This is a genomic window from Bdellovibrio svalbardensis (assembly GCF_029531655.1).
GTDB classification, from domain to species: domain Bacteria; phylum Bdellovibrionota; class Bdellovibrionia; order Bdellovibrionales; family Bdellovibrionaceae; genus Bdellovibrio; species Bdellovibrio svalbardensis.
In genome coordinates, this window is record NZ_JANRMI010000003.1 from 15656 (window position 1) to 36554 (window position 20899).

At 45.4% G+C, this 20899-nt stretch carries 21 protein-coding genes; 8 read left to right on the forward strand and 13 right to left on the reverse strand.

The genetic code is table 11. The features are described 5' to 3' along the window. Positions 1 to 3 precede the first annotated feature (3 nt). From NWE73_RS10155 to lepB (NWE73_RS10170), 4 genes are read right to left on the reverse strand one after another with little or no spacing between them, the layout of a single operon-like run. Entirely contained in the window at positions 4 to 651 is a 648-nt protein-coding gene (locus tag NWE73_RS10155; RefSeq protein WP_277578207.1) for a hypothetical protein, read from the reverse strand. Next, a complete protein-coding gene (carA, locus tag NWE73_RS10160) occupies positions 648 to 1712 on the reverse strand; it encodes a glutamine-hydrolyzing carbamoyl-phosphate synthase small subunit (RefSeq protein WP_277578208.1) in 1065 nt (354 codons plus the stop codon). The genes NWE73_RS10155 and carA overlap by 4 nt, the downstream gene beginning before the upstream one ends. A gap of 10 nt (positions 1713 to 1722) precedes the next feature. Further along, positions 1723 to 2622: an aspartate carbamoyltransferase catalytic subunit gene (locus NWE73_RS10165; protein WP_277578209.1), complete on the reverse strand. Its 900-nt coding sequence runs from the start codon at positions 2620 to 2622 to the stop codon at positions 1723 to 1725. 35 nt (positions 2623 to 2657) lie between these two features. Continuing rightward, positions 2658 to 3335 (reverse strand): signal peptidase I, encoded by a 678-nt coding sequence (gene lepB / locus NWE73_RS10170; RefSeq protein ID WP_277578210.1) that lies wholly within the window; start codon positions 3333 to 3335, stop codon positions 2658 to 2660. 258 nt (positions 3336 to 3593) lie between these two features. Between lepB (NWE73_RS10170) and NWE73_RS10175 the strand changes: the two genes are divergently transcribed. From NWE73_RS10175 to NWE73_RS10200, 6 genes are all read left to right on the forward strand, one after another. Continuing rightward, positions 3594 to 5207: a tryptophan halogenase family protein gene (locus tag NWE73_RS10175; RefSeq protein ID WP_277578211.1), complete on the forward strand. Its 1614-nt coding sequence runs from the start codon at positions 3594 to 3596 to the stop codon at positions 5205 to 5207. Further along, positions 5207 to 6109 carry a cation:proton antiporter gene (locus tag NWE73_RS10180; RefSeq protein WP_277578772.1) on the forward strand — a complete coding sequence of 301 codons (903 nt, stop codon included), beginning with the start codon at positions 5207 to 5209 and terminating at the stop codon, positions 6107 to 6109. The genes NWE73_RS10175 and NWE73_RS10180 overlap by 1 nt, the downstream gene beginning before the upstream one ends. Positions 6110 to 6446: 337 nt before the next feature. Then, complete coding sequence (locus tag NWE73_RS10185; protein WP_277578212.1) at positions 6447 to 7076, forward strand: 2OG-Fe(II) oxygenase; 630 nt, start codon at positions 6447 to 6449, stop codon at positions 7074 to 7076. After that, positions 7073 to 8416: a hypothetical protein gene (locus tag NWE73_RS10190; RefSeq protein ID WP_277578213.1), complete on the forward strand. Its 1344-nt coding sequence runs from the start codon at positions 7073 to 7075 to the stop codon at positions 8414 to 8416. Before NWE73_RS10185 ends, NWE73_RS10190 begins: the two co-directional genes overlap by 4 nt. A 232-nt stretch (positions 8417 to 8648) precedes the next feature. Next, complete coding sequence (locus tag NWE73_RS10195) at positions 8649 to 8798, forward strand: hypothetical protein (protein WP_277578214.1); 150 nt, start codon at positions 8649 to 8651, stop codon at positions 8796 to 8798. Positions 8799 to 8812: 14 nt separating this feature from the next. Continuing rightward, the gene (locus tag NWE73_RS10200) at positions 8813 to 9616 is read left to right on the forward strand and encodes a helix-turn-helix domain-containing protein (protein ID WP_277578215.1); all 804 of its coding nucleotides are present in this window, start codon (positions 8813 to 8815) and stop codon (positions 9614 to 9616) included. 37 nt (positions 9617 to 9653) lie between these two features. Here NWE73_RS10200 and NWE73_RS10205 read toward each other — a convergent pair whose 3' ends face one another. From NWE73_RS10205 to hpf, 7 genes are all read right to left on the reverse strand, one after another. Then, positions 9654 to 10430, reverse strand: a complete 777-nt coding sequence (locus tag NWE73_RS10205) for a hypothetical protein (protein ID WP_277578216.1) — start codon at positions 10428 to 10430, stop codon at positions 9654 to 9656. Positions 10431 to 10617: 187 nt separating this feature from the next. Beyond that, positions 10618 to 11328 (reverse strand): signal peptidase I, encoded by a 711-nt coding sequence (lepB, locus tag NWE73_RS10210; protein ID WP_277578217.1) that lies wholly within the window; start codon positions 11326 to 11328, stop codon positions 10618 to 10620. Positions 11329 to 11333: 5 nt separating this feature from the next. Then, on the reverse strand, positions 11334 to 12137 hold the full coding sequence (gene lepB, locus NWE73_RS10215; RefSeq protein ID WP_277578218.1) for a signal peptidase I: 804 nt from the start codon (positions 12135 to 12137) through the stop codon (positions 11334 to 11336). Between the two features lie 4 nt (positions 12138 to 12141). Then, a complete protein-coding gene (lepA, locus tag NWE73_RS10220) occupies positions 12142 to 13941 on the reverse strand; it encodes a translation elongation factor 4 (RefSeq protein WP_277578219.1) in 1800 nt (599 codons plus the stop codon). Between the two features lie 102 nt (positions 13942 to 14043). Continuing rightward, on the reverse strand, positions 14044 to 15207 hold the full coding sequence (metK, locus tag NWE73_RS10225) for a methionine adenosyltransferase (protein ID WP_277578220.1): 1164 nt from the start codon (positions 15205 to 15207) through the stop codon (positions 14044 to 14046). A gap of 163 nt (positions 15208 to 15370) precedes the next feature. Then, positions 15371 to 15994 (reverse strand): hypothetical protein, encoded by a 624-nt coding sequence (locus NWE73_RS10230; protein WP_277578221.1) that lies wholly within the window; start codon positions 15992 to 15994, stop codon positions 15371 to 15373. A 91-nt stretch (positions 15995 to 16085) separates the two neighbouring features. Further along, positions 16086 to 16436 (reverse strand): ribosome hibernation-promoting factor, HPF/YfiA family, encoded by a 351-nt coding sequence (gene hpf, locus NWE73_RS10235; protein ID WP_277578222.1) that lies wholly within the window; start codon positions 16434 to 16436, stop codon positions 16086 to 16088. A gap of 342 nt (positions 16437 to 16778) precedes the next feature. On the opposite strand from hpf, the gene NWE73_RS10240 reads away from it, so the two are divergent. After that, the gene (locus NWE73_RS10240) at positions 16779 to 17468 is read left to right on the forward strand and encodes a substrate-binding periplasmic protein (protein ID WP_277578223.1); all 690 of its coding nucleotides are present in this window, start codon (positions 16779 to 16781) and stop codon (positions 17466 to 17468) included. A gap of 24 nt (positions 17469 to 17492) precedes the next feature. On the opposite strand, the gene NWE73_RS10245 is transcribed toward NWE73_RS10240, so the two are convergent. Continuing rightward, the gene (locus NWE73_RS10245; protein ID WP_277578224.1) at positions 17493 to 18272 is read right to left on the reverse strand and encodes a hypothetical protein; all 780 of its coding nucleotides are present in this window, start codon (positions 18270 to 18272) and stop codon (positions 17493 to 17495) included. Between the two features lie 171 nt (positions 18273 to 18443). After that, positions 18444 to 19298: a hypothetical protein gene (locus NWE73_RS10250; RefSeq protein ID WP_277578225.1), complete on the reverse strand. Its 855-nt coding sequence runs from the start codon at positions 19296 to 19298 to the stop codon at positions 18444 to 18446. 110 nt (positions 19299 to 19408) lie between these two features. Here NWE73_RS10250 and NWE73_RS10255 point away from each other — a divergent pair, with 110 nt between their 5' ends. Beyond that, positions 19409 to 20872, forward strand: coding sequence for an AAA family ATPase (locus NWE73_RS10255; RefSeq protein WP_277578226.1), 1464 nt, complete (start codon positions 19409 to 19411; stop codon positions 20870 to 20872). Positions 20873 to 20899: the final 27 nt, after the last annotated feature.

The window sequence follows — 20899 nt, forward strand, 5'->3', positions numbered from 1 at the left end:
AGATTAAATCCCTAATTTACCCTCATTGGAGTAAATCATTTCGGGTCTTACGTGTTTATACTGTTCAAATTTGTATCTCATCTTGATCAGTCTCAACATCATCACATCCGGATCCAAATCTGGATCTTTGCGATGGCGTTTAACTTCGCTCAAGATGAACTTCTTGGCACTTTCCGGATGGAAGCAGAAGCCGCGTGTGAAGATAAAAGAATCTCCCACAGGAATCAGGCGCACTTCAAAAACCTCATCAGGATCAAAACCAAAAACAAAAGGAGATGCTTTCACGACCAATTTTTTGTTCGCAAGCAAGTCTTTGATATATACATCGCCATTTTTAATTTTGATAAATTCGAACAAAGAGTGGCGGTGCTTCTTCAAAATTTCGATAATATTCAGCTCTTCTTCAGAGAATCGAAGTTCGCGCACCAAGTGGCAAGCTTCAAGCGGAGTTTGCTTGTAGCCCAGAAGTTCTCTGGTGAAAAAGTACCAGTCATAGAACTGTGCCATGCGAGATTCAAAATGCTCTGAATTTTCGTCTAAAGTGCCTGCATTGGCGAAAAATTCGCTCTTTGCTGTCGCCAGCTCGTCCTTAAAGGCCTCACCGACAAAGTGATTGAGAATCTTTTCTATTACTTTTTCATATTCGTTCATAACATCCGCTCTACAAAATAGCTAAATAGCCCAGATGCTTCATGCGGTCCTGGGCAACTTTCCGGATGATATTGTATTCCCAAACACTTTCTTTTTTCACTATAAAAACCTGCCACACTGCCATCATTTAGATTTAATTGAGTCACTTTAACGTCAGCAGGCAGGCTTGACTGTTCGACCGCGTAACCGTGGTTTTGACTGGTCATGTAAATTTGCTGTAGCAGACTGTCCTGAATCGGGTGATTGCTGCCACGATGACCAAATTTCATCTTGTAAGTCTTCCCACCCAGGGCCAGACCCAAAATTTGATGCCCCATGCAGATTCCAAAAATGGGTTTCACTCCTAAAAGCTCTTTCACCGTGCCGATCGCCACTTTGACATCGGCCGGATCGCCGGGACCATTTGTCAGCATGATGCCATCTGGCTTGTAGTCCATGATCTCTTGAACTGAGGCTCGACTGTTGAAAATCTTGATTTCAGAGCAGCGATTCTGCAATTCACGCAAAATGTTTTCTTTGCTGCCAAAATCCAAAACTGCAACCCGAGGTCCCACCAAGTTGTCGCCCTTGCGGACTTCCGCTTCCTTGCGCGATGCCTGGTAGACCCAGTCTTTATCGATGGTTTTTTTCGCAGCAATCAGCGTCCCGGCTTTTTGCTTTGCTTCGTCTTCTGAAGCGGCTTCGACCAAAGCTCCCCACGGAGTTCCTCCGCTGCGAAGTCTTAAAACCAGCGCACGAGTATCCATTTCAGTTGCCAACGGAATGCCATTTGAAGTGAGGCGAGATTTCCAAGCATGGTCGCGTTCACTGTCTTGCACTTCCAGACAGATAAATCCTTCAATCCACAATTTGCGAGACTCCCACACGGCATCTTCGACGCCGTAATTGCCCATCATCGGGGCGGTCATTACCACAATTTGCGAAAAATAAGAGGGATCAGTGGCAATTTCTTCGTAACCCGAGTGAGAAGTGTTAAATACAACTTCGCCAGCACGATCTTCACCGCCCTGCCAAGCTCCTTTATAAACTTCTCCACTTTCCAGAACGAGATACGCTGCCATAAATGCCCCTCTATAACTCAACTAAAATACTGTGTAGCAATGCTTGACGAACAAAAACTCCGTTGGAAACCTGATCCAACACCTGACAACGAGGATCCTGCAAAATGTCGCTATCCAGCTCCGTGCCTTGATTGATTGGCCCGGGATGCATAATCAAAGCTTGCGCCGATAAGCTCTGCAAATTCTTTTTTGTAAAACCAAATTGCTCACGATAATCCGCCAAAGAGTATTCAATCGCATGACGTTCGAGCTGAACTCGAAGAGCCATGGCAACGGAGGCCCATTCCAGCCCTTCTTTCAGTGAAGAGAAAACCTTCACTGTCGGTGTCGAAGGTAAAAAGTCTTTCGGCCCACATAGAGCCACTTCATAGCCAAGTTTCGTCGCAAGTTCAAAATGAGAAGCGGCAACTCGGCTATGACGAACATCTCCAACGATGAGGACTCTTTGTCCTTCACATGTGCCCAAATGCTTACGAATTGTGTAGGCATCAAGAAGAGCCTGCGTAGGATGTCCCACTTTGCCCCAACCGGCATTAACAACTGGCATTGAGAGCTTTCGAGCGACATCACGAAGATCTAAATCGTCTCCGCTTCGAACCACCAAGAACGAGGGCTTCATCGCGGCCACATTTAAAACAGTATCTTCAAGAGTTTCACCCTTTTCGAGACTGGTTCCCGCTTTCCCGTCTAAAAGCAATGGATAAACTCCCAGGCGCGCACAAGCGGTTTCAAAGCTCATTCGCGTTCTGGTGCTGGCTTCAAAAAACAAAAGGGCTCCGGTTTTGCCGAAGCCCTTTTCAAATGACAATTTATTTTCAGAAATCAGATCAGCGAAAGAGAATAGAGTGCTGATTTTTTCTTTTTCGAGGGAAATTAGATCTATGAGGGAGTTCGTTTTCCTAGATGACATCTAGAACCTTAGCCTAGGGACCTCGAACCATGTTGTCAATGCACGGGAAGAAAAACTCTGTTCCAACGCACCGAAGGATAACGCTCGCCGCCCCATTTTTGCTGCCAGTCCAAAGATAACCAAATTAAAACAACTTTGCCCACCACTTGGGAGGCTGGAACTGTGCCCCAGTACCGCGAGTCGTCACTGGCATCGCGATTATCCCCTAACAGGAACACTTCACCGGGCGGCACGATGATTGGACCAAAATCTTTGTCCTCATCATGTTTTTGAAAAATCACACGCCAGCCAAAGTCTTTGTACTGTTCTTGAAAGACGTCAAAAAGCTCGTGATTAGGATTGTCCACTTTCGTGTCTTGAAGCTTTTCGTATTGGAACGCCTCTTCATTCAATATCAAACGACCTTGCTTAATTTGCACGCGGTCACCAGGTAAGCCGACGACCCGCTTGACGTAATTGATCTCTGGCTGATTGGGATAACTGAAGACCACCAAATCGCCCCGCGAAGGAAAACTGGTATCTAATTTTTTTTGCGTAAACGGAAGCTGCAAACCATAAGCTATGCGAGACGAGAAGATGAAATCTCCAGGCTTCAAGGTCGGCTGCATAGAACCCGTGGGAACCTTATAGGCTGTGATTAAAAAACTGCGCACAAACAGTGCAAAAAGCACAGCCACCAATAATGTTAGAAAATATTCCCGCCAACGAGTCATTAACGAAATCTTAACTAACTTTTAGGGGGATTGAGTAGACATTCTTTAGGCTTGGACACTGGTCTAATAAAACATATTCATATTTACAATGCGAACCTTCTAGACCCGATCGTGCAAGAAATCCATGGCTGAGTGGCCTCCAAATGGCTATTCCCAGCCCTCCACCGCCCTTCCTGCCAAGAGCAGGAAATTGCTTTGCAATCTGGGGCATTCAATAGCAAATTGCTTAAAAAAATCCCATACCTAAATGGATAGAATATGACTTCGACAGCAGACCATATCGACAGTGCTTTTGACCTTAGCTATTTAGACTTTCCCAAATGCCCAAAAACTGAAATTAAGACCATCGGCATCCTGGGCGGGGGCACCGCAGGCTACCTAACAGCTTTGGCACTTAAAAAACTTCACCCAGGCATTAAAACTTCCGTTATCGAGTCCAGCAAAATCCCGGTTATCGGCGTGGGTGAATCAACAACGACTGAGATCGTTCCGTTCCTGCACAGAACTTTGGGTATTGATCCACAAACTTTCTTCCATGAAGTTCAACCGACTTTGAAATTGGGAATTCGCTTCGACTGGGGTTGTCCCAAAGATGAAAACGGAGATTACCACTTCAATTTCAATTTCTTCGCCGGTCACCAGCAGGAGTCTTATTACTACGAAGACTCCATCAACAATGCGAATTGGGCCTCGGTTTTGATGGACGCAAAGAAGATTCCGGTGGTTCGCGAAAAAGACGGGTCTTTGACATCTCTTTTGCCGAGCATCCCGTTTTCATACCATATCGACAACAAAAACCTGATTCGCTTCCTGAATAAAACCGTAAAGCAAAGAGGCATCGAGATCCTGGATGCTGAAGTTGTGAAAGTGAACTTGGACGACAAAGAGTTTGTTTCGTCTTTGGAAACAGACGATGGCCAAAAGCTTTCTTTCGATCTTTATATCGACTGCTCTGGCTTCCGCTCAAAGATCTTGGGTCAGGCTTTAAAGACGGAATTTATTCCCTTCAATTCAACTTTGATCAACAACCGCGCTTTGACCTTCGATACACCTAACAATAACGTGATCGCCCCTTATACGGCCTGCACGACGATGAATAACGGCTGGTGCTGGACTATTCCGATGAGAGGTGAAAACCATCATGGCTATGTGCATTCAACTCTTTACTGTGACGAAGCGACTGCTTTAGCTGAAGCACGCGCGAAGTTCGGTCACTTTGAAAACTACAAAATGGTAGAGTTCCGATCAGGACGTCACGCTCAAGCTTGGAATAAAAATGTTTTTGCAATCGGCAATGCTTACGCCTTCGTTGAGCCCTTAGAGTCGACAGCCATCCAAACAGCAGTCCACAGCATCATGACTATGTGTAAGTTGATGCCGAACAATCACTCTGATTACGCTTCCATCGCGGGTATCAATCAGGAGATCGCAGCAACTTGGGACACCTTCCGCTGGTTCCTGGGAATTCACTACAAATACAACAAGCAACTCGATACGCCGTACTGGAAGTGGTGCAATGAGAATACAAATATCGGTGATGCTCAGATGGTTGTGGACTTGTTTAATCAACGTCCACCACTCAGCGCGAGCAACTTCGGTACAAACTCTCCTTATACCGCTCTCGAGGCTCTGGTTTTCAATAGCTATAGCTATGACACCCTTTTGTATGGCCAGAAAGTTCTGAGCAAACCGCCCGTCAAGCCTGCGATGTCAAAAGAAGAGTACTTGAGCAGAACTTACTCTTATCAAGAACTCACGAAGAAGGCTCTCACCTTGCATGAACTTTTCGAGGGTGATCATCTTTTCGAAGATGAATTGCTCGAACAACTCTTTGACGATCCAGACACTTGGATTGTTGAGACCGAAGCTTAATACAGAGACGACTAGGTATGATGACTTTTCCCGTCTACGTTCTTTTGGGCCTCATTCTTGGGCCCAGCGGACTTCATCTTTCAGCTCCTCCGGCGTTGCTATTTAAAATCTGCGCGGCCGGATTCCTTTTTGTTTCGGGCATGGAGTGCTCGTTCCAAGGAATGGGCAGACACCTGAAAGTCGTCTTGGGAATCAGTCTGGGTTCTTTTGTAATCCCTTTGGCTTTAGGCCTCTTCGTTGCTCCCCTGTTTCAGTTCGAGGACTTTGTTAGCAGCTGGGTCTTTGCCACTGCCTTGTCTGTTTCTGCACTTCCCGTGATCATTCAAATCCTGCGCGAAAGAAGCCTGCTCAACCATCTCTTGGGACACATCATTATTGCGGCCGCGAGTCTTTGCGATATCGCAGCTTGGGCGTGCTTTATGTTCGTACTACCTCAAGAGCAGCAAGCCACATGGATCTGGAGTCACTTCCCCGTTTTATTTTTCTTCCTTGGCCTCTTATGGAAATTGTTTTTGCCCCTCCCGGGCTTGTTCTTAAGAAATATTGAAATTGCAAGCCGATGGATTTTTGCACCGATCTTCTTTATCGGAATCGGGCTGCAGCTCAATATTTGGAAGTCTTTCAATCTTTGGCTGGCCTTAGGCACCATTGCGCTGGCTTTCGCTGGCAAAATAATCGGCGGACTTTTGGCTGCGAAGCTTTTAAAACTTCCGAAGCAAGAAGCCTGGATCATTTCCGTGGCCCTCAGTGCTCGCGGAGCGATGGAAGTTCTTTTAGCGCAATTGGCTTTCCATAGCGGCTTGATCAGCGAAATGTGGTTCACGATCCTGGTGATCATGGCCATCATCACCTCCCTCACCGCAGGGCCTTGGCTGCGCTATTTGCAAAAGAAGCCGGCATAGCTTTCTCTCATTATTAAATCCAAGAATGGAGTCTTTTAAATAAGACTCTGCGCCCTCTAACAGACGCCATCTCCAATAAAAAGGCAATTGAGGCCGTTTTTCGTGCTTTTCTCCGCGGTCCGCCCCTTGCTCTAGAGGTCCGCCAACACGGGAATGATCCCGCCAACAAGGAGAAAAACCATGATCTATACATACGAAGAAAGAAAAGGCTCAAACGCCAACGGTCGTCGCGACCTAGACAAAGAGGAAATCCCTCAAGCTCTTCAAGAACTTCTGAAGAAAAAATAACCTCAAAGGACGAGCTGCCCTAGCTCGTCCTTCTTCTTAAGGATTTACAATGTATCTCCAACTCTCTCCTAAATTTAGAAAAGAAAATCAACTCCACCTAAAAACAGACACTTTAGTTCATGAGGCTCCTTGGCAACATTTCATCTTGGATAATGTCTTTGCATTAAATGACTTTATTAATCTGCAAGAGAGAATTCTTTCTCAAAATCATGAATTCAAAATTGGCAGTGAAGATCCGGAGCAGATTCAACTGCGTGCTTTGCCCGATATGGCTTTAGCAGAAGCTCTTTTGTCTGAAGAATTTCAGGGCTTGCTGGAGAAGGTTTCAGGCTCGGCCCTTTCAATTTATAAATCGGGAGCTTTGCAATTGCGCCGCATGACGCCTGACTCACCTGCATTTCCCCCGCATTATGACTTCATCGATCACCGTACGCTCGTCATGCTTTATTATCTGGGTCGAGATTGGACACCCGCGAATGGTGGGGAACTTTTACTTCACAAGGAAGAGGGGGCCGCAATCGATGGACCCGATACAAAGTGGATATCACCGATAGCAAATCGAATGGTTCTATTTTTTTGCGATGAAACGAACTGGCACAGTGTCCGCCAAGTCATTAATTGGAATCGATATTTGGTTTTCGCCGAATGGAGCGTTGTCTCTAATGAGAGGATTTTATGATCAAGATTGTTTTTAATCTTTTAAATAAAAAATTTATTTTTACTATGTTTGCGCTGATCACTATTCAACAAATACTCGTCGCAATGGGTACGGCTTGTTTAAGCCTGAGTGGACAAAACTTGAATAAGCCTACCCACTTTGTTTTATTTATTACCGGATTTCTTATTTTGTCGATTCTTCCCCACTTCGTAACTATTTTTCTGCGGAAGACAGAGATGCAGGGCTATTTCCAAGCTTACTATTCATTTATTGAACTACGCCTTCTCAAATTTGCAGGATCTGCGAAGATTTGGCCTAACCATCAACAAAAGGAAAAGTATCAAACAGCTATTGGACCTGAGGCCGAGAACTATCTAACGGCCATCGCTTTTTCGATCTTTGATATCTTCCTATTCTTACTGACTATTGCCCTCAACATCTTAGCGATCTCTTTGGTGGTCGATTCCCGCTTCATCCTGGCGTTCGCTGTCTCTGCGATAGTCTCCTACTGGGTCTTTAGTAGACTTTCATCGTCGATTGATCAGCTGATTGAACGTGAACAAGAAAACAAAATGAGATTCCTCAGCTATCTTTTGAAGTCATGGGATAATGTTTTCCTCAAGAACTCTCAGATCAATCAAAAATATATTAGCAAGCTCGAAGGCCACTTTGAACAAACCTACGAGCTTATAGGCAAGGCAAACTTCCAAACCGAGTTGCTTGTCTTAATTCTAACCATCGCTTCTTGTCTGCCCGTTTTCGTCTTAATTATCTATCTTACCGTTACTCATCTTCAAGATGCTTCGTATTTGGCAGGCCTCATGGTCACTATTCCCAAACAGATCAGTATTCTTTCCAACTATCGCTCCGTCTTTCAGCAGGTCACAAATTTAAATACCTTTACGACTCGTTTTAGGAGCTACTGGGAGAGTTCTCATCTGACCGAATCAGACCTTTCGGGAAGAATTAAGCCTGAGAAAATTCGCTTGAACGGACAAGCCTTCGACTCGGTTGAACAATTGATCAAAGATCTAGATACAACAAAAAAGGGACGCATACTAATCACTGGAAACAATGGAGCTGGAAAGTCCACGTTACTAGTTCACCTCAACGCTTTCCTTCCGGAATCCTTTTATCTGCCCTCCAGCCCATCGCTGGAGATTGGTGATCAATTGGGAAGTGAGTCGACGGGAGAACGCATTTTAAAACATTTGGAGTTTGTTGCAAACAATCCGACTCCAGTTCTTTTGCTGGATGAGTGGGATGCGAATTTAGATAACACCAATAAGGAGTTGATAAATGAACGAATCGATCAGCTTGCAAGACAGAGCTTGGTGCTTGAAGTTCGCCATCGAAGTTAAATATGGCTCCTCAGGCTTTAAAGTTCTACATGGTGCCAACTTCTAACTGAACAGGCTGCCGCGAAAACATCGGTATCATTAAAAGACCTTATAGGCCTATTTTAAGCCAATTTTAGTTCTTTAGTATCATTTTGTGATACCATAAAGACAGCCATTGAGAACCTGTTTGAGTTCGGGCAGCTTTAGGAAAGAGCAAGGGACTGATCCCGAGCCTTCTTAAGGGGAATCGAAAATGCAAACGCTGACAGGACTTATGATGAATCTGTTCCAACAACTTATGAGCGGCCGTAACAACTTGAAATCGCATTCTTTCCACAACCTCCACAGCATCGGCCGCGGCGTGGTCATCGTTGTTGAAGAATACGATTACTCGGCTCACTAAGAAGGAACGCAAAAATGAACGAATTCAAAATTCAACAACTCAAAAGTGTCATCAAAGATCTTTTAAAGAAGAAAAAGATGACCTATGAAGATGTCGCCAATGAACTGAACTGTTCAGTTCCCACTGTCAAAAGAATCTTAGGCGATGAAGAACTCACCCTCTCTCGATTGCTTGAGTTATGCGATATTTTAGAAGTGAATCTGACCGATCTGGAAACGTTGACAAAAACGACCTCTGACAAAGTGGAACGATTCACCGAAGAACAGCAAATCTTTCTGGCGAAGAACAAAAACTTCTTAGCTTATCTTGTGCACCTTTTTGACGAGACTCCGGAGCAAATCGCTGAGAAGTACAAACTCACGCAAAAATCCACGGACAAATATCTGTTGGGCTTAGAGAAGAACAACCTCATCAAAGTAAATGCGAAACTTAAGGTAAAACCCGCCTTCAAGCAGCTACCATCCTTGGAGAATGGCCCGTTGGCGAAAGCCTATTACGAAGGCTTCATTCAAAACTCGGCAAATTTCTTTATTCAGAATATTTCAGAACGCCTTTATTCTCCAAATGATGGAAAAGAAACACCCAAGGGCTTTTCAGTGCAGAATATCGTGGTGACAGAAGAATCCTATAAAGCTTTTATCACAGAAAATTTAAAGAGCTTTGAAAGCTTCATCAAGCTTGCCAGCTACGAAGAAAAATCAAAACCCAAAGAGCAACTTAAGTCGGCGGTCGTTCTGCAGGCATTCACGATTGTGGAACAAGATTACAAAGGGCTGGAAATTCTGACCAAGGCGCTTGGTGAGATTATCAATATTTGAAGGCAGCAAGCGAAGGCTGCTGCCCTTTTTGAATTTTCTAGAATTCAAACTTAAATCTGATCATGAAGGCCCCAGTCACTCCCCCAATTCCCGTTGCCACGGCATCCTGAGAGTCGACTGTGTGCTTGTCGCGATGATGACTGTCGTAGACCTCTTTTAAAATTCCAGCGATAATTCCAGAGGCAACACCAATCCAAAACGATTTGTTTTTACTCACGTCAAAACCATAGTAGGCAATGGCGGCACTGGAAGAGGCGATAAGACTTCCCACAATGGCATGAAGAACTTTGTCATTTTGATCTGGATAGATGCCTTTGGCCAATAGACCTGAGGCGAGAGTGCCGGCGGCGACAGCAACAAAAACCTCGCCCCCTTCTTCGAGATTGAACTCTCGGGAATCTGCCAACGAAGAATTTAACTGAAGAATCTGCAAATCCAAAAGAATGTTATACTTATCCAGGCTTGCAACAAATTGGACCGTTTCAGGGCGGCCTGATATATCCTCTCGAGTTTCGCACTGAAAGTTCAAAAGTGTGATCTCACCATCTGTTTTTGATTCTACAGATTTAGAGTATCTATAGTTGTCCATGCTCGGCTCACACACCTTTTTAAAAAGGGCAGTGGCAGTTTTCACGGATCCTGGAATTTTACGGTCTGAAATTTTAATTTCTCCTGAACTCATCATCAGGGATCGACTCAACAAGTTTGCTTTCTGAAGATATGCGGGGCTTGGAGACGATACCATCTCCCCGGCCCATGAGCTCGTTGTGAAGGCCGTCAAAAAAAGAACTACAAGAATTTTTGATATAGTCACAACAATCCTTTCAAGGGCCTTTCTTAACAAGAAAGACGTAAGAAGGATGGTTTATAGCATAGTATAGCTCACATCCGACTCTGAACTTGGAGGACTTAGCGAAGTTTCATGAGTGTCTGACTATTTGACAGTGCGTACTCGCAGCAGCACCAATAGCGCAGTTGCGACACCAAAAGTGTGTCCGTACCTATTTGAGTTTTTGGAAGAAGCGGTTCCAGCGGAGTTGTGATGGATCGCATACGAAGGTCATGGATGGCAAAGTGGCATCGCACGAAAGCCAGATTAGCCAAGCTTTACCCACGATATAATCGTTTTTAACGAAACCCCAGTAGCGTGAATCACTCGATTGATCGCGGTTATCACCCATAAAAAAGAAGTGACCATTGGGCACCTTGTAAACTTTAGGAGCAATGCCTTCCACCACTTCGGGAGTCATAAAGCGCACGACGTGGGGATTTCCATCTATAGATTCATTGTAATAGGCAAAGCCGGACTCAGCATTGGTATAGGCAAGCGGAGACAAATCCCACTTCATACCATTTACGGTGATATGACCGTCTTGTACAACAACCTCATCCCCCGGAAGTCCGATCAAGCGCTTGATGTAATAGACATCGGGATTTTCTGGATATTTAAATACAACGATCTCCCCGCGTTCGGGCTTAGACCACTGGAACATCCACTTATCACTGAAGGGAAAATGCAGACCAAATGCAAACTTCTTAACAAGGATATGATCGTGAACAAGAAGATTGGGAATCATACTTCCCGAAGGGATCACAAAGGGCTCATACAGAGCCCAACGCACACCCAGCACCAGAAAAATAGGAAAAAGGAACGTTAGAATCGCTTGATTCCACGTTCCCTTCAAATTTTTTTGAGGTGTTGGTTGGTCCATCAAATCTAGTTAACTTGATGGAAGAAGCGACTCCAACGGATTGTCGTTGGATTGCAAAGGAAAGGAAGTGCTGGAATAGTTTCTTCACAGCTTAGCCATACGAACATCGCACGACCTAAAATGTTTTGCTTAGGCATAAAACCCCACACACGGCTGTCTGAAGAGTTCATGCGGTTATCACCCATCACAAACAAATGATCTTCAGGAACAGTCACCGGGCCGAAAGTTTCATAGATGTCGCCCTTACGAAGAAGGATCGAGTGATCTTTGCCTTTTTCCTCGCCTTTGCCTGGAGGCAAAGCTTCGGTGAATTCAACGTAATTGTTTTTACCGTCGTTGATGTTGCCATCACGAGTGAAGTCCGCGTCTCTCAACCAAGCGAAATCGTCGAGGTTGGCAGGCACTTTCTTTTCAACAGGCTTGTCGTTGATATAAAGAGTTCCGTTTTCATAGTAAATCTTATCGCCAGATTCACCGACGATACGCTTGATGAAGAAGGTGCTCATGTCCTTAGGGTATTTGAAGACAATCACTTCGCCGCGTTTTGGTTCGTTGAATTTCACCAACCAATTTTCAGAGAATGGTGCACGCAAACCGTAAGTCAGTTTGTTCACGAAGATATGATCGTGAATCAACAACGAAGGAAGCATAGATCCAGATGGGATCACGTAAGCTTCAACAAAGCCCCAACGAATGAACAATGCAATGAACACCGCTAGAAAAAGAGATCCCCAACCTTCAGTCCAAAAATGCTTATGACGCCAGTCCCATGGTGGTGGTTTCGGCCCACTATTCTTATTGCTACTCATGCTGCTAGTCCTCGACTTTCAAGATTGCTAGGAAGGCTTCCTGAGGAACATCCACAGAGCCGACCGCTTTCATGCGCTTCTTGCCCTCTTTTTGCTTCTCTAGAAGTTTACGTTTACGAGAGATGTCACCACCATAACATTTGGCAGTAACGTCTTTTCTGATGGCCCCTTGAGTTTCACGGGCGATAATTTTTGATCCAATCGCCGCCTGAATATTGATTTGGAATTGTTGACGAGGGATGAGTTCTTTCATCTTCTCTGTCAGTTTACGACCACGAGTGACTGCCTTTGATCTATGTACGATCAAAGACAAGGCATCAATCGGCTCAGAATTGATCAAGATGTCCAACTTCACAAGGTCCGCTTCTTCAAAGCCCAAGAATTCATACTCCAAAGACGCATAACCTTTAGAAATTGATTTCAAACGGTCATAGAAGTCCATAACCATTTCATTCATTGGAAGTTTGTATTCGATGATGACCTTTTTCTCGTTCACATACTCCATTTTAAGCTGGGCTCCGCGCTTGTCTTCGCAAAGCTTCAAAATGCCACCGATGTACTCGGTTGGTGTATGCAAGGTCACCTTTACATAAGGTTCTTCAAATTTCGCGATCATGCTTTCATCCGGCATGCCAGATGGATTTTCCAACATCATGACCGTGCCGTCTGTTTTTGTGATTTGGTAAACAACCGTAGGAGCCGTTGTGATCAAATCAAGATTGAACTCACGCTCCAAACGCTCCTGAACGATCTCCATATGCAGAAGGCCCAAGAAACCACAACGATAACCAAAACCTAGCGCCGCTGACTTCTCGACTTCGAATGACAACGAAGAGTCATTCAAGCAAAGCTTATCCAGAGCGTCTTTAAGACTTTCATATTCAGAAGCGATAACCGGGAAGATACCCGCAAAAACCATGGGCTTGATTCTTTGGAAACCTGCCAAAGGTTCTGGTGCTGGATGCTTTGCGCCTGTGACAGTGTCTCCGACCTTAACGTCACGGATGTCTTTGATACCGCAGATGATAAACCCTACTTCACCGGCCTCAAGAGTGTCTTGCATCGCAGGGAAAGGTTTGTACTTACCCATACGCAAAACTTCATAGTCACGATCCGTGGCCATGAATTTGATCTTGTCGCCTTTTTTAATAACTCCATCCACCATACGAACCAAAACGACAACGCCTTGATATGCATCGAACCAAGAGTCGAAGATCAAACCACGAGGAGTGAGAGTGCGATCTGCTTTTGGTGGCGGAACTTTTTCGACGATTGCCTCCAGAATATCAGTGATACCGATTTTCTCCTTGGCAGAAGCGTGAATGATTCCCGTTGTATCTAAACCAACAGTATCTTCGATCTGCTTTGCAACACCTTCTGGATCTGCCGAAGGCAAATCGATTTTGTTCAAAACAGGAATGATCTCAAGATTATTTTCCATCGCGAGATAAACGTTCGCGAGAGTTTGCGCTTCCACCCCTTGTGCTGCATCGACCACCAAGATCGCGCCTTCACAAGCAGCCAAAGAACGAGAGACTTCATAAGAGAAATCCACGTGCCCCGGCGTATCGATCAAATTGATCTGATACATGTTGCCGTCTTTCGATTTAAAATCGAGGCAGACGGTTTGAGCTTTAATTGTGATCCCACGCTCACGCTCAAGTTCCATGTTGTCCAAGAACTGATCTTTTTTCTCACGATCAGAAAGTGAACCGGTTGCAGAAAGAAGACCATCCGCCAAAGTTGATTTGCCGTGGTCGATATGAGCGATAATTGCGAAGTTACGTATAAACTTAGGATCCATTTGCGCCATTATATAAAAGAAGCGCCGAGTTGCTACAAACAACTCAGCGCAATGAGTTTTTCTACACCCTGGCGAAGCCAGAGTTCAAAACAGTCTCTAGGACTAGATGAGGCCTTTTACGGCCGCTTTAAGTTCTTCAACCTTGTTGAGTTTTTCCCAAGTGAAAGTCTCTTCAGTACGACCGAAGTGGCCATAAGCTGCAGTTGGAGAGTAAATTGGTCTCAAAAGGTCCAAATCCTTAGTGATTCTAGCTGGGCGCAGGTCAAAAACTTTGCGAATAGCTTGTTCCAACACTTCAGAACCGACTTTGCTTGTACCGAAATCATTGATTGAGATGCTCACAGGCTCAGCCACACCAATAGCGTAAGCTACTTGAAGCAAACATTTGTCTGCCAAGCCTGCCGCAACGATGTTCTTAGCAATGTGACGAGCTGCGTAAGCCGCTGAGCGATCCACTTTTGAAGGATCTTTTCCAGAGAACGCGCCACCACCGTGGGCTCCGTGGCCACCGTAGGTGTCTACGATGATTTTACGGCCAGTCAAACCAGCATCACCCATTGGGCCACCCGTAACGAATCTGCCAGTGGGATTGATGTAGTATTTTGTTTTGTTGTCGATCCAATTTGCTGGAAGAGATTTTTTGATAAGCTCTTCCATGATGAATTCTTTGATTGTCGCATTAGAAACATGGTCAGCATGTTGAGTTGAGATAACAACTGCATCAATGCGTTTTGCAACGCCATCTTCATACTGAACTGTTACTTGAGATTTTGCATCTGGGCGAAGCCAGTCTACTTTTCCAGCTTTACGAAGACCAGAAAGGTCTTTCACAAGCTTGTGTGACATCGCGATGCTCAACGGCATCAACTCTGGAGTTTCATTCACAGCATAACCGAACATCAAACCTTGGTCGCCCGCACCTTGATCGTCAGAAAGAGTTTCTTTCACTCCCACCGCGATGTCTGGAGATTGCTGACCGACAGCGACAGTCACTGCGCAAGTTTTATAATCGAAGCCCTTGTCAGAGTGGTCGTAACCAATGCGTTTTACAACGTCACGAGCGATTTCAGAGATATTGATTTTTGCTGAAGTAGAGATCTCACCAGCAACAACGATTAAACCCGTCGTCAACAATGTTTCACAAGCGACGCGGCCTTTAGGGTCAACAGCCAAGATTGCATCCAATACGCCGTCAGAAACTTGATCGGCCATTTTATCTGGATGCCCTTCAGAAACAGATTCACTCGTAAAAAGATAGTTTTTCACTTCTTTTAGTCCTTCGATTTGTTAGCACTCCGTCCGTTTACATACAGCGACGAAGTAGTTGTTTGTCTGCCCTCTGACGAAACGTCAGAGTAGATTCAACACCTCAAGCAACCCGCCTGAAGTAGCCATTCTATTGCGAACGCGCAAGCTATCAAACTCGCATTTAGGGGTCAAGATTGGACTTTATCTGAGATCGATTGCTGTAGAAATAGCTGAGCTCAATGAAAAACAGCGTAAAGCCGCCAATCAAGCTAATGAGCCCCAGAGCCGCTAGAAACTGAACCATCACTTTTCCCAGCTCTGAAAGCGAATCCTGAGGACAAAGGCCCTCTTGGTGCAGATAGAACATAAGCAGCACTCCGCTAGTGGAAATCAAGGTCCAAACTATCGCGTGGGTTTTGTTCGTGAGGATCCCCACGATCATGGGAAGCACCGCCAGCCAGATCAGGGTGGCAGAGAAAAATCCACCAGTGAAAAATGCGAACGAAAATTGAAACACGATTCCGGCAATGACCATGTTATAGGCACTGGCTGCCATCGACTTGGTTTTCTTGTAAATCAAAGGAGAGAACAGATGAATAATGGAACAAGTGAAGCCAATAATAGCCAGCGCGGAGCCCTTTACGAAGAAAGTGGCCACAAAAGAATAAGTCCACATCAAGAGGCCCGTAACAAATGTAATCATCACAAGCAGGCGGTACTTATAAGTTCTTGTTTGATCATCTTCAGTCACGAGCGATGTGAACAGCCAATTTTCAAGAACGTTCTGAGGGCGTACATCTGACATAGGGGCTATTAAACAATAAAAGGCGGCTCAGAACCACCTTTTATTGTTTTGCTGTTAAAATTTGATGAAGATAGATTTTAAGTATCTGAAATTACGCAGCTTTTCTCATGCGTAAAAATGTTTCCAAGCGCCCTTCTTTAGTGAGCTCTGGCTTTTTATGATCCTTAAATTGCTTTGTGTTCTTAAGGAACTGTTTTTCCAGCTTTTCCACCGCGGAATCCACGGCTGCGTAGATATCCATCCCAAAGGCTGAGGCTTTAAAATATTTTTCTTTGGTGTTCACAGAGACTTCAACACAGAACTCATTCTTCTGTTTGCTAAAGTAAACGCTGCCGTAACCATCTCTAAGCAGGAACTTCCCGATCTCTGACATTCTTTCCTCTGTATAAGTTTCAAGAGAATCAGAATGATCAAGATGCTTAAAGGTATAGTTGAGTTTCATGTTTTTCTCCTCTGGCCGCCCCTTTCAAGGCAACCTGTTTATCTTGAATGACTTATCGGTCCAGCTCGACCAAAGATGAGCCTTATTTTGAGACCCCTCAAAATTTATTTCCGGTTAATTTTAGGGGGGTAAATTTCAAAATATTTGCGCCGCTTATTCAGACTTTTTTCAGGATTCAGATCCCTCACTGAGACAAAATTTAACAGAAAGTGTGAAAGTTTCAGACGTTTCCTTGTCCAGCAACAGTCCCGTCACTGCCAAAATCACACAGAACAGGGCTCCCTTGACCACCCCCAGGAGCGCTGGCAACGTCAATTCATGCTTTGGGGTCTCTTCACCTTTTTGACGATATCACTTTCTTCCTATGGGGGATCCATCACTTACGTCACAGACCCCTTTCCTCCTTATATCTATGAAAAGGAAAATCTCCCCCAAGGCTCGGTGACAAAGACGCTGCCCCTCATCCTGGGGATCAAGCCCGAGGAGATCACCTATAAGTTTGTCCCTTGGAAAAGAGCCTTGCTGGAAATAGAGCAAGGAACCGCCGACATCATCGGCCCCATGCTGGTGGATCCCAAAAAAGACTATCTGTGGTTTACCCAACCAGTGATGGCCGGGGAAGTGTCTTTGTGGTCATCAGTGACAAACAAAAAGGCGAAGGATCTGAATTGGCTGAAGCCCGAAGACCTCAATGGTTTACGACTGGGATTTATTCTGGGCTATTTCTATGGAGAGGACTTTGAGAAGTACTTAAAAGATCCAGGTGTTCAGACGATCCACATCAAAGACGTCGAGCAGGCGCTGAATATGTTGAAGAAGGGTCATATCGATATTTTTGTCGGCTTGGATGCCGTGTTCGTCGACTATGCCTCTAAACCGCCCTTTCAACTTAAAGACTTTAAGAAAGTCGGCAAGCCGGTCTTTACCGGAGAATACACGTATGGGATTTCCAAAAAATCCCCTCTGGCAAAACAGCTTAAAGTTATCAATGCCCGCATCGCAGAGCTTCGCAAACAGAAGGCCGCGCAATAAGTTGTTGAGCTCTGGCGCAAGAGCTTATTTCTTTTTAAGTACAAATCGCACAGACAGGATCTTCCCTTGATAAGGAACCTGCAAAGAGGCAAAGGAACCTTCATGCAAACGTTGTACTGGTGTTTGCCCAAGGGCCAACTCTTTTTCGCCAACAGCTTTGCCGGTGAAATTCAAAACGGTGGAAAAAGATTCCAATATATCCGGGCGATTTTCTAAACGATAAGAAAATGAATCCACAAACATTCGAACGCCCTGACGTTGTTCCAACTCCTCCGGTGCTGAAAACCTTGCGGAGCTCACGGAAAAATCGGTGCTCAGATTGAACAACTGCTCGATCTGATAATCGCTGTACCCTGCCCAAGCGCAGTCTGAATCCACACACCACTCTGCTTGCAGAGTCACTGCTGGAACTTGTCCTGGAGGAAGGTAAAAATCTGGCAGAGCGGAAACTCTGCTGTATACCAAACAATCTCGCTCCCCAAGACAGATTTCCTGATTTTCACCGACAAATTGAGTACTGAAAGTTTCTGGCTGTTGAGTCTCCAGATTCAAAAGCTGCCAAGCATTGCCATCTTTTTTTTGAATCTCGTATTTCACTTTGTAGTAATGAGCCCCCAAGGAAATCAAACGATCGACATGTGTGGGACTTATAACAATCCAGGAGCGGAACAACCCTGCGTAACCGCCATCATCGGCCATATAATCCCGCGCCAGCCAATAACCTTCTGCACTCTGCGCGTGGGAGGATACACTCAAAAGACACAGCAATAAGAAACTCATCAATGGGGCTAAAACTGATTTCATAGACTTCAAGGCTAGCTTGGCTTTCCCACACAGTCACAGCGCATCGTGATAATAAATTCGCGCCAATCCCTCGCAATAATTTGTGGTACTCTCAGAATGACTTTGAATAAAAGCAAAAAAGCCCACCTTCACAGACGGGCTTTTTCCGATTTTAAATTCATCTTTTGCTTTTTAACGTACGCCGTTGGATTTCTTCGCCAAAGATTCTGCCACTTTTCCTGCGACAGCTTCTTCCGCTGCGAAAGCACCCGCTGCGGCAACCCCGGCAACACCACCGCGTGCTTTCCAGATCATCTTTTTTAACTGAATCAGCTTTCCTGCTTCAAGGCGCGTAATCTTCAGAACACTTCCGCCCTCAGCCGCGTGTTTATTCAAGAAATCACTGACTGCATTTTGAGTTCCGGCAGGTTCATCCACTTCTTTTGTGAATTCATACCAAGGTACCTTGCCGCCATGTTTTGCATCGGCGGCCCGCGCATAAAGTCTTTTCGCCTCAGCTTCACTCTGTTCAGCAAAGTCTATGTATCTCAAGTGGGAGCTGAGGTCCGGTCCTCGCAACACCTGGCGAGTCACGTGATTCCCGTTCACAACTTCGGTGACAGTCTCATACTTGGGCACCAATGCATCGATGGCCTGAGCGTTGTAACTCGCAGCCTGACTGACTTCAGATGCGGCCTGACTTTCCAAGGAGGCTACGTGGTGATCGCGGTTGGCCGATTCACTCAGGCGATACACCACCTTCACACGATCTCCTTCAGTTAAGGCCGATGCCAAACGTGAAATTCGCCCGTTATCGAGTCTTTGAGGATTATGAATCACATCCATCACGACTTCTGTGTTCCCTTTTTCAAAAGCCTTCGCCGCTTTAAATTTAGAGAGAGCATAAATACCAGAGCCTGTCGCCACACCCACGCCGGCCGCGACAGTTCCGCAGCGCTCAAGGTTTTTATCACAAATTGCCAAAGCTGGGATTTGTGCCATCAATGTCATCAAACTCACACAAACTCCAAATTTTGCCATTCTCATTTTGATATCTCCTGGTTATTTATTTCACAGTCTTATATTTCAAAGGCTATGCCCTTTGTTCGGACCTCAAATTGAATTCATTTCGTTTGAAATTTTCTTACTAACTCAAAATGAAACAGACTGTCGAAGCTTGGCAATTTTCGCGCGTCATTGTTGTGGCCTCTGACAATAGCCACAAGATTCTAGCCTTGGCTGAGTCATCAAAGAATCCGACATATTCTTCAATGAGATTGTGCCTTGGTATTCTCGCAATTCTACTCGCCCACAGCCTAACTCTGGCCGCGGACTATCCGGCAGCTTCGGGGTGTTCCCCGCAGTCTTTGGTGAATTCGGGCTTTCGCAAGAATCTCACTGACATTGCTTATTCCCTAGAGTCAGAGCAAGCGCCTTTCAATTTCGCCTGCCAAAATGCGAATGCCACCGTGGGCCGCCCCAAGACGAGTCTTTTCAATCGCGATGTTCCCTTGAAAGATCAAAAAAGTTATCGCAGTGTCGATTTCCTGAAGCAGATCGAAAGCAAAATTCGCAGCAAAATCCAAGACAATAAGAACATGGCAAAGGCAGTTAAAACCTGTCTAAAACAAGACTCTGCTAAATGTGCAGAAATCAAGGATTGGACGACGAACGCCCTTCCTGACTTCGTGGGTACCGCCCGTTTTCATCTTTCGCTCGCACAAAGTGCTCATCAGATAAAAACTTGGTTTGGCAAAACCTCCACGAATATCAATACAGACCTAGACAGCTTGGGAAGTCCAAAGCTGAAGCACTGGGATCCTCTGTCTGCTCAAGAAAAGGCACAAGCGCAAAAGGCCATGAAGATCTATCAGGAACAGATCCGCAAAGAGCATAAAGACAGCACCGCAGAGGAAAAAAAGGAAGCTCTGCTGGTTCTGCGTTATCAGCACTTTGAACAGTATCAAAGCATGATGGCGCAACTGCCTTTTTTGCAATACATCCAGACCGCAAAGCCCACTCCGAAAGACATTCTAAATGCCGTCACGGAACTTGAAACTAACATCGCCACAGAAGAAGCTGAACTCAACAAGATCACTAAGGCCCTCGCCCAAAATCCACTGGGAACAAAGTCGCTGGATCTTTTGCGATATGCCACTCTAGTTGAGGAGACCTTGTTGGAAAAACCGCAGTACTGCGCCATTGCCACGTCCCTAGTTTTCACCAGCGACAATCGTGAACTAGGAAACGCTCTGGCGATCGGACTGCCTCTTCTTGCCGTGTCGATCTTTGCACCTCCCATCGCAGCCTCTATGGGCGCCAGTGCTTTGACGGCCTCGGGGGTTGGTGTGGGTATTGGTGCCACGGCCGGAGCGGCCTTTATCTATGACAGCCAAAAAATTCTGGATCAGGAACGGACTCGCTCTTTCTCTCAGTTTTATGGAGATGAATCAGGACTTGAGCTGGAGCAGGTTCGAGTTGCTGAATCCATGCGTGACTTCCAAGTCATCACAATGCCCTTGGCTTTGACTGGTACAGGAGCCTTGGCAAAAACAGCTTTGGTCAAGAGGGGTGCCATCAAAATGGCCTCGCAAATTCCATTAGCCATGAAGAAACCCTAAGACCCGTATAGAATTTTGACACTCACG

What these genes read in the sequence shown, in the direction of transcription:
- NWE73_RS10155 (WP_277578207.1), bottom strand. Translation starts at nt 651, where the DNA reads ATGAACGAATATGAAAAAGTAATAGAAAAGATTCTCAATCACTTTGTC.
- carA (WP_277578208.1), bottom strand. Translation starts at nt 1,712, where the DNA reads ATGGCAGCGTATCTCGTTCTGGAAAGTGGAGAAGTTTATAAAGGAGCT.
- NWE73_RS10165 (WP_277578209.1), bottom strand. Translation starts at nt 2,622, where the DNA reads ATGTCATCTAGGAAAACGAACTCCCTCATAGATCTAATTTCCCTCGAA.
- lepB (WP_277578210.1), bottom strand. Translation starts at nt 3,335, where the DNA reads ATGACTCGTTGGCGGGAATATTTTCTAACATTATTGGTGGCTGTGCTT.
- NWE73_RS10175 (WP_277578211.1), top strand. Translation starts at nt 3,594, where the DNA reads ATGACTTCGACAGCAGACCATATCGACAGTGCTTTTGACCTTAGCTAT.
- NWE73_RS10185 (WP_277578212.1), top strand. Translation starts at nt 6,447, where the DNA reads ATGTATCTCCAACTCTCTCCTAAATTTAGAAAAGAAAATCAACTCCAC.
- NWE73_RS10190 (WP_277578213.1), top strand. Translation starts at nt 7,073, where the DNA reads ATGATCAAGATTGTTTTTAATCTTTTAAATAAAAAATTTATTTTTACT.
- NWE73_RS10195 (WP_277578214.1), top strand. Translation starts at nt 8,649, where the DNA reads ATGCAAACGCTGACAGGACTTATGATGAATCTGTTCCAACAACTTATG.
- NWE73_RS10200 (WP_277578215.1), top strand. Translation starts at nt 8,813, where the DNA reads ATGAACGAATTCAAAATTCAACAACTCAAAAGTGTCATCAAAGATCTT.
- lepB (WP_277578217.1), bottom strand. Translation starts at nt 11,328, where the DNA reads ATGGACCAACCAACACCTCAAAAAAATTTGAAGGGAACGTGGAATCAA.
- lepB (WP_277578218.1), bottom strand. Translation starts at nt 12,137, where the DNA reads ATGAGTAGCAATAAGAATAGTGGGCCGAAACCACCACCATGGGACTGG.
- lepA (WP_277578219.1), bottom strand. Translation starts at nt 13,941, where the DNA reads ATGGATCCTAAGTTTATACGTAACTTCGCAATTATCGCTCATATCGAC.
- NWE73_RS10230 (WP_277578221.1), bottom strand. Translation starts at nt 15,994, where the DNA reads ATGTCAGATGTACGCCCTCAGAACGTTCTTGAAAATTGGCTGTTCACA.
- hpf (WP_277578222.1), bottom strand. Translation starts at nt 16,436, where the DNA reads ATGAAACTCAACTATACCTTTAAGCATCTTGATCATTCTGATTCTCTT.
- NWE73_RS10245 (WP_277578224.1), bottom strand. Translation starts at nt 18,272, where the DNA reads ATGAAATCAGTTTTAGCCCCATTGATGAGTTTCTTATTGCTGTGTCTT.
- NWE73_RS10250 (WP_277578225.1), bottom strand. Translation starts at nt 19,298, where the DNA reads ATGAGAATGGCAAAATTTGGAGTTTGTGTGAGTTTGATGACATTGATG.
- NWE73_RS10255 (WP_277578226.1), top strand. Translation starts at nt 19,409, where the DNA reads ATGAAACAGACTGTCGAAGCTTGGCAATTTTCGCGCGTCATTGTTGTG.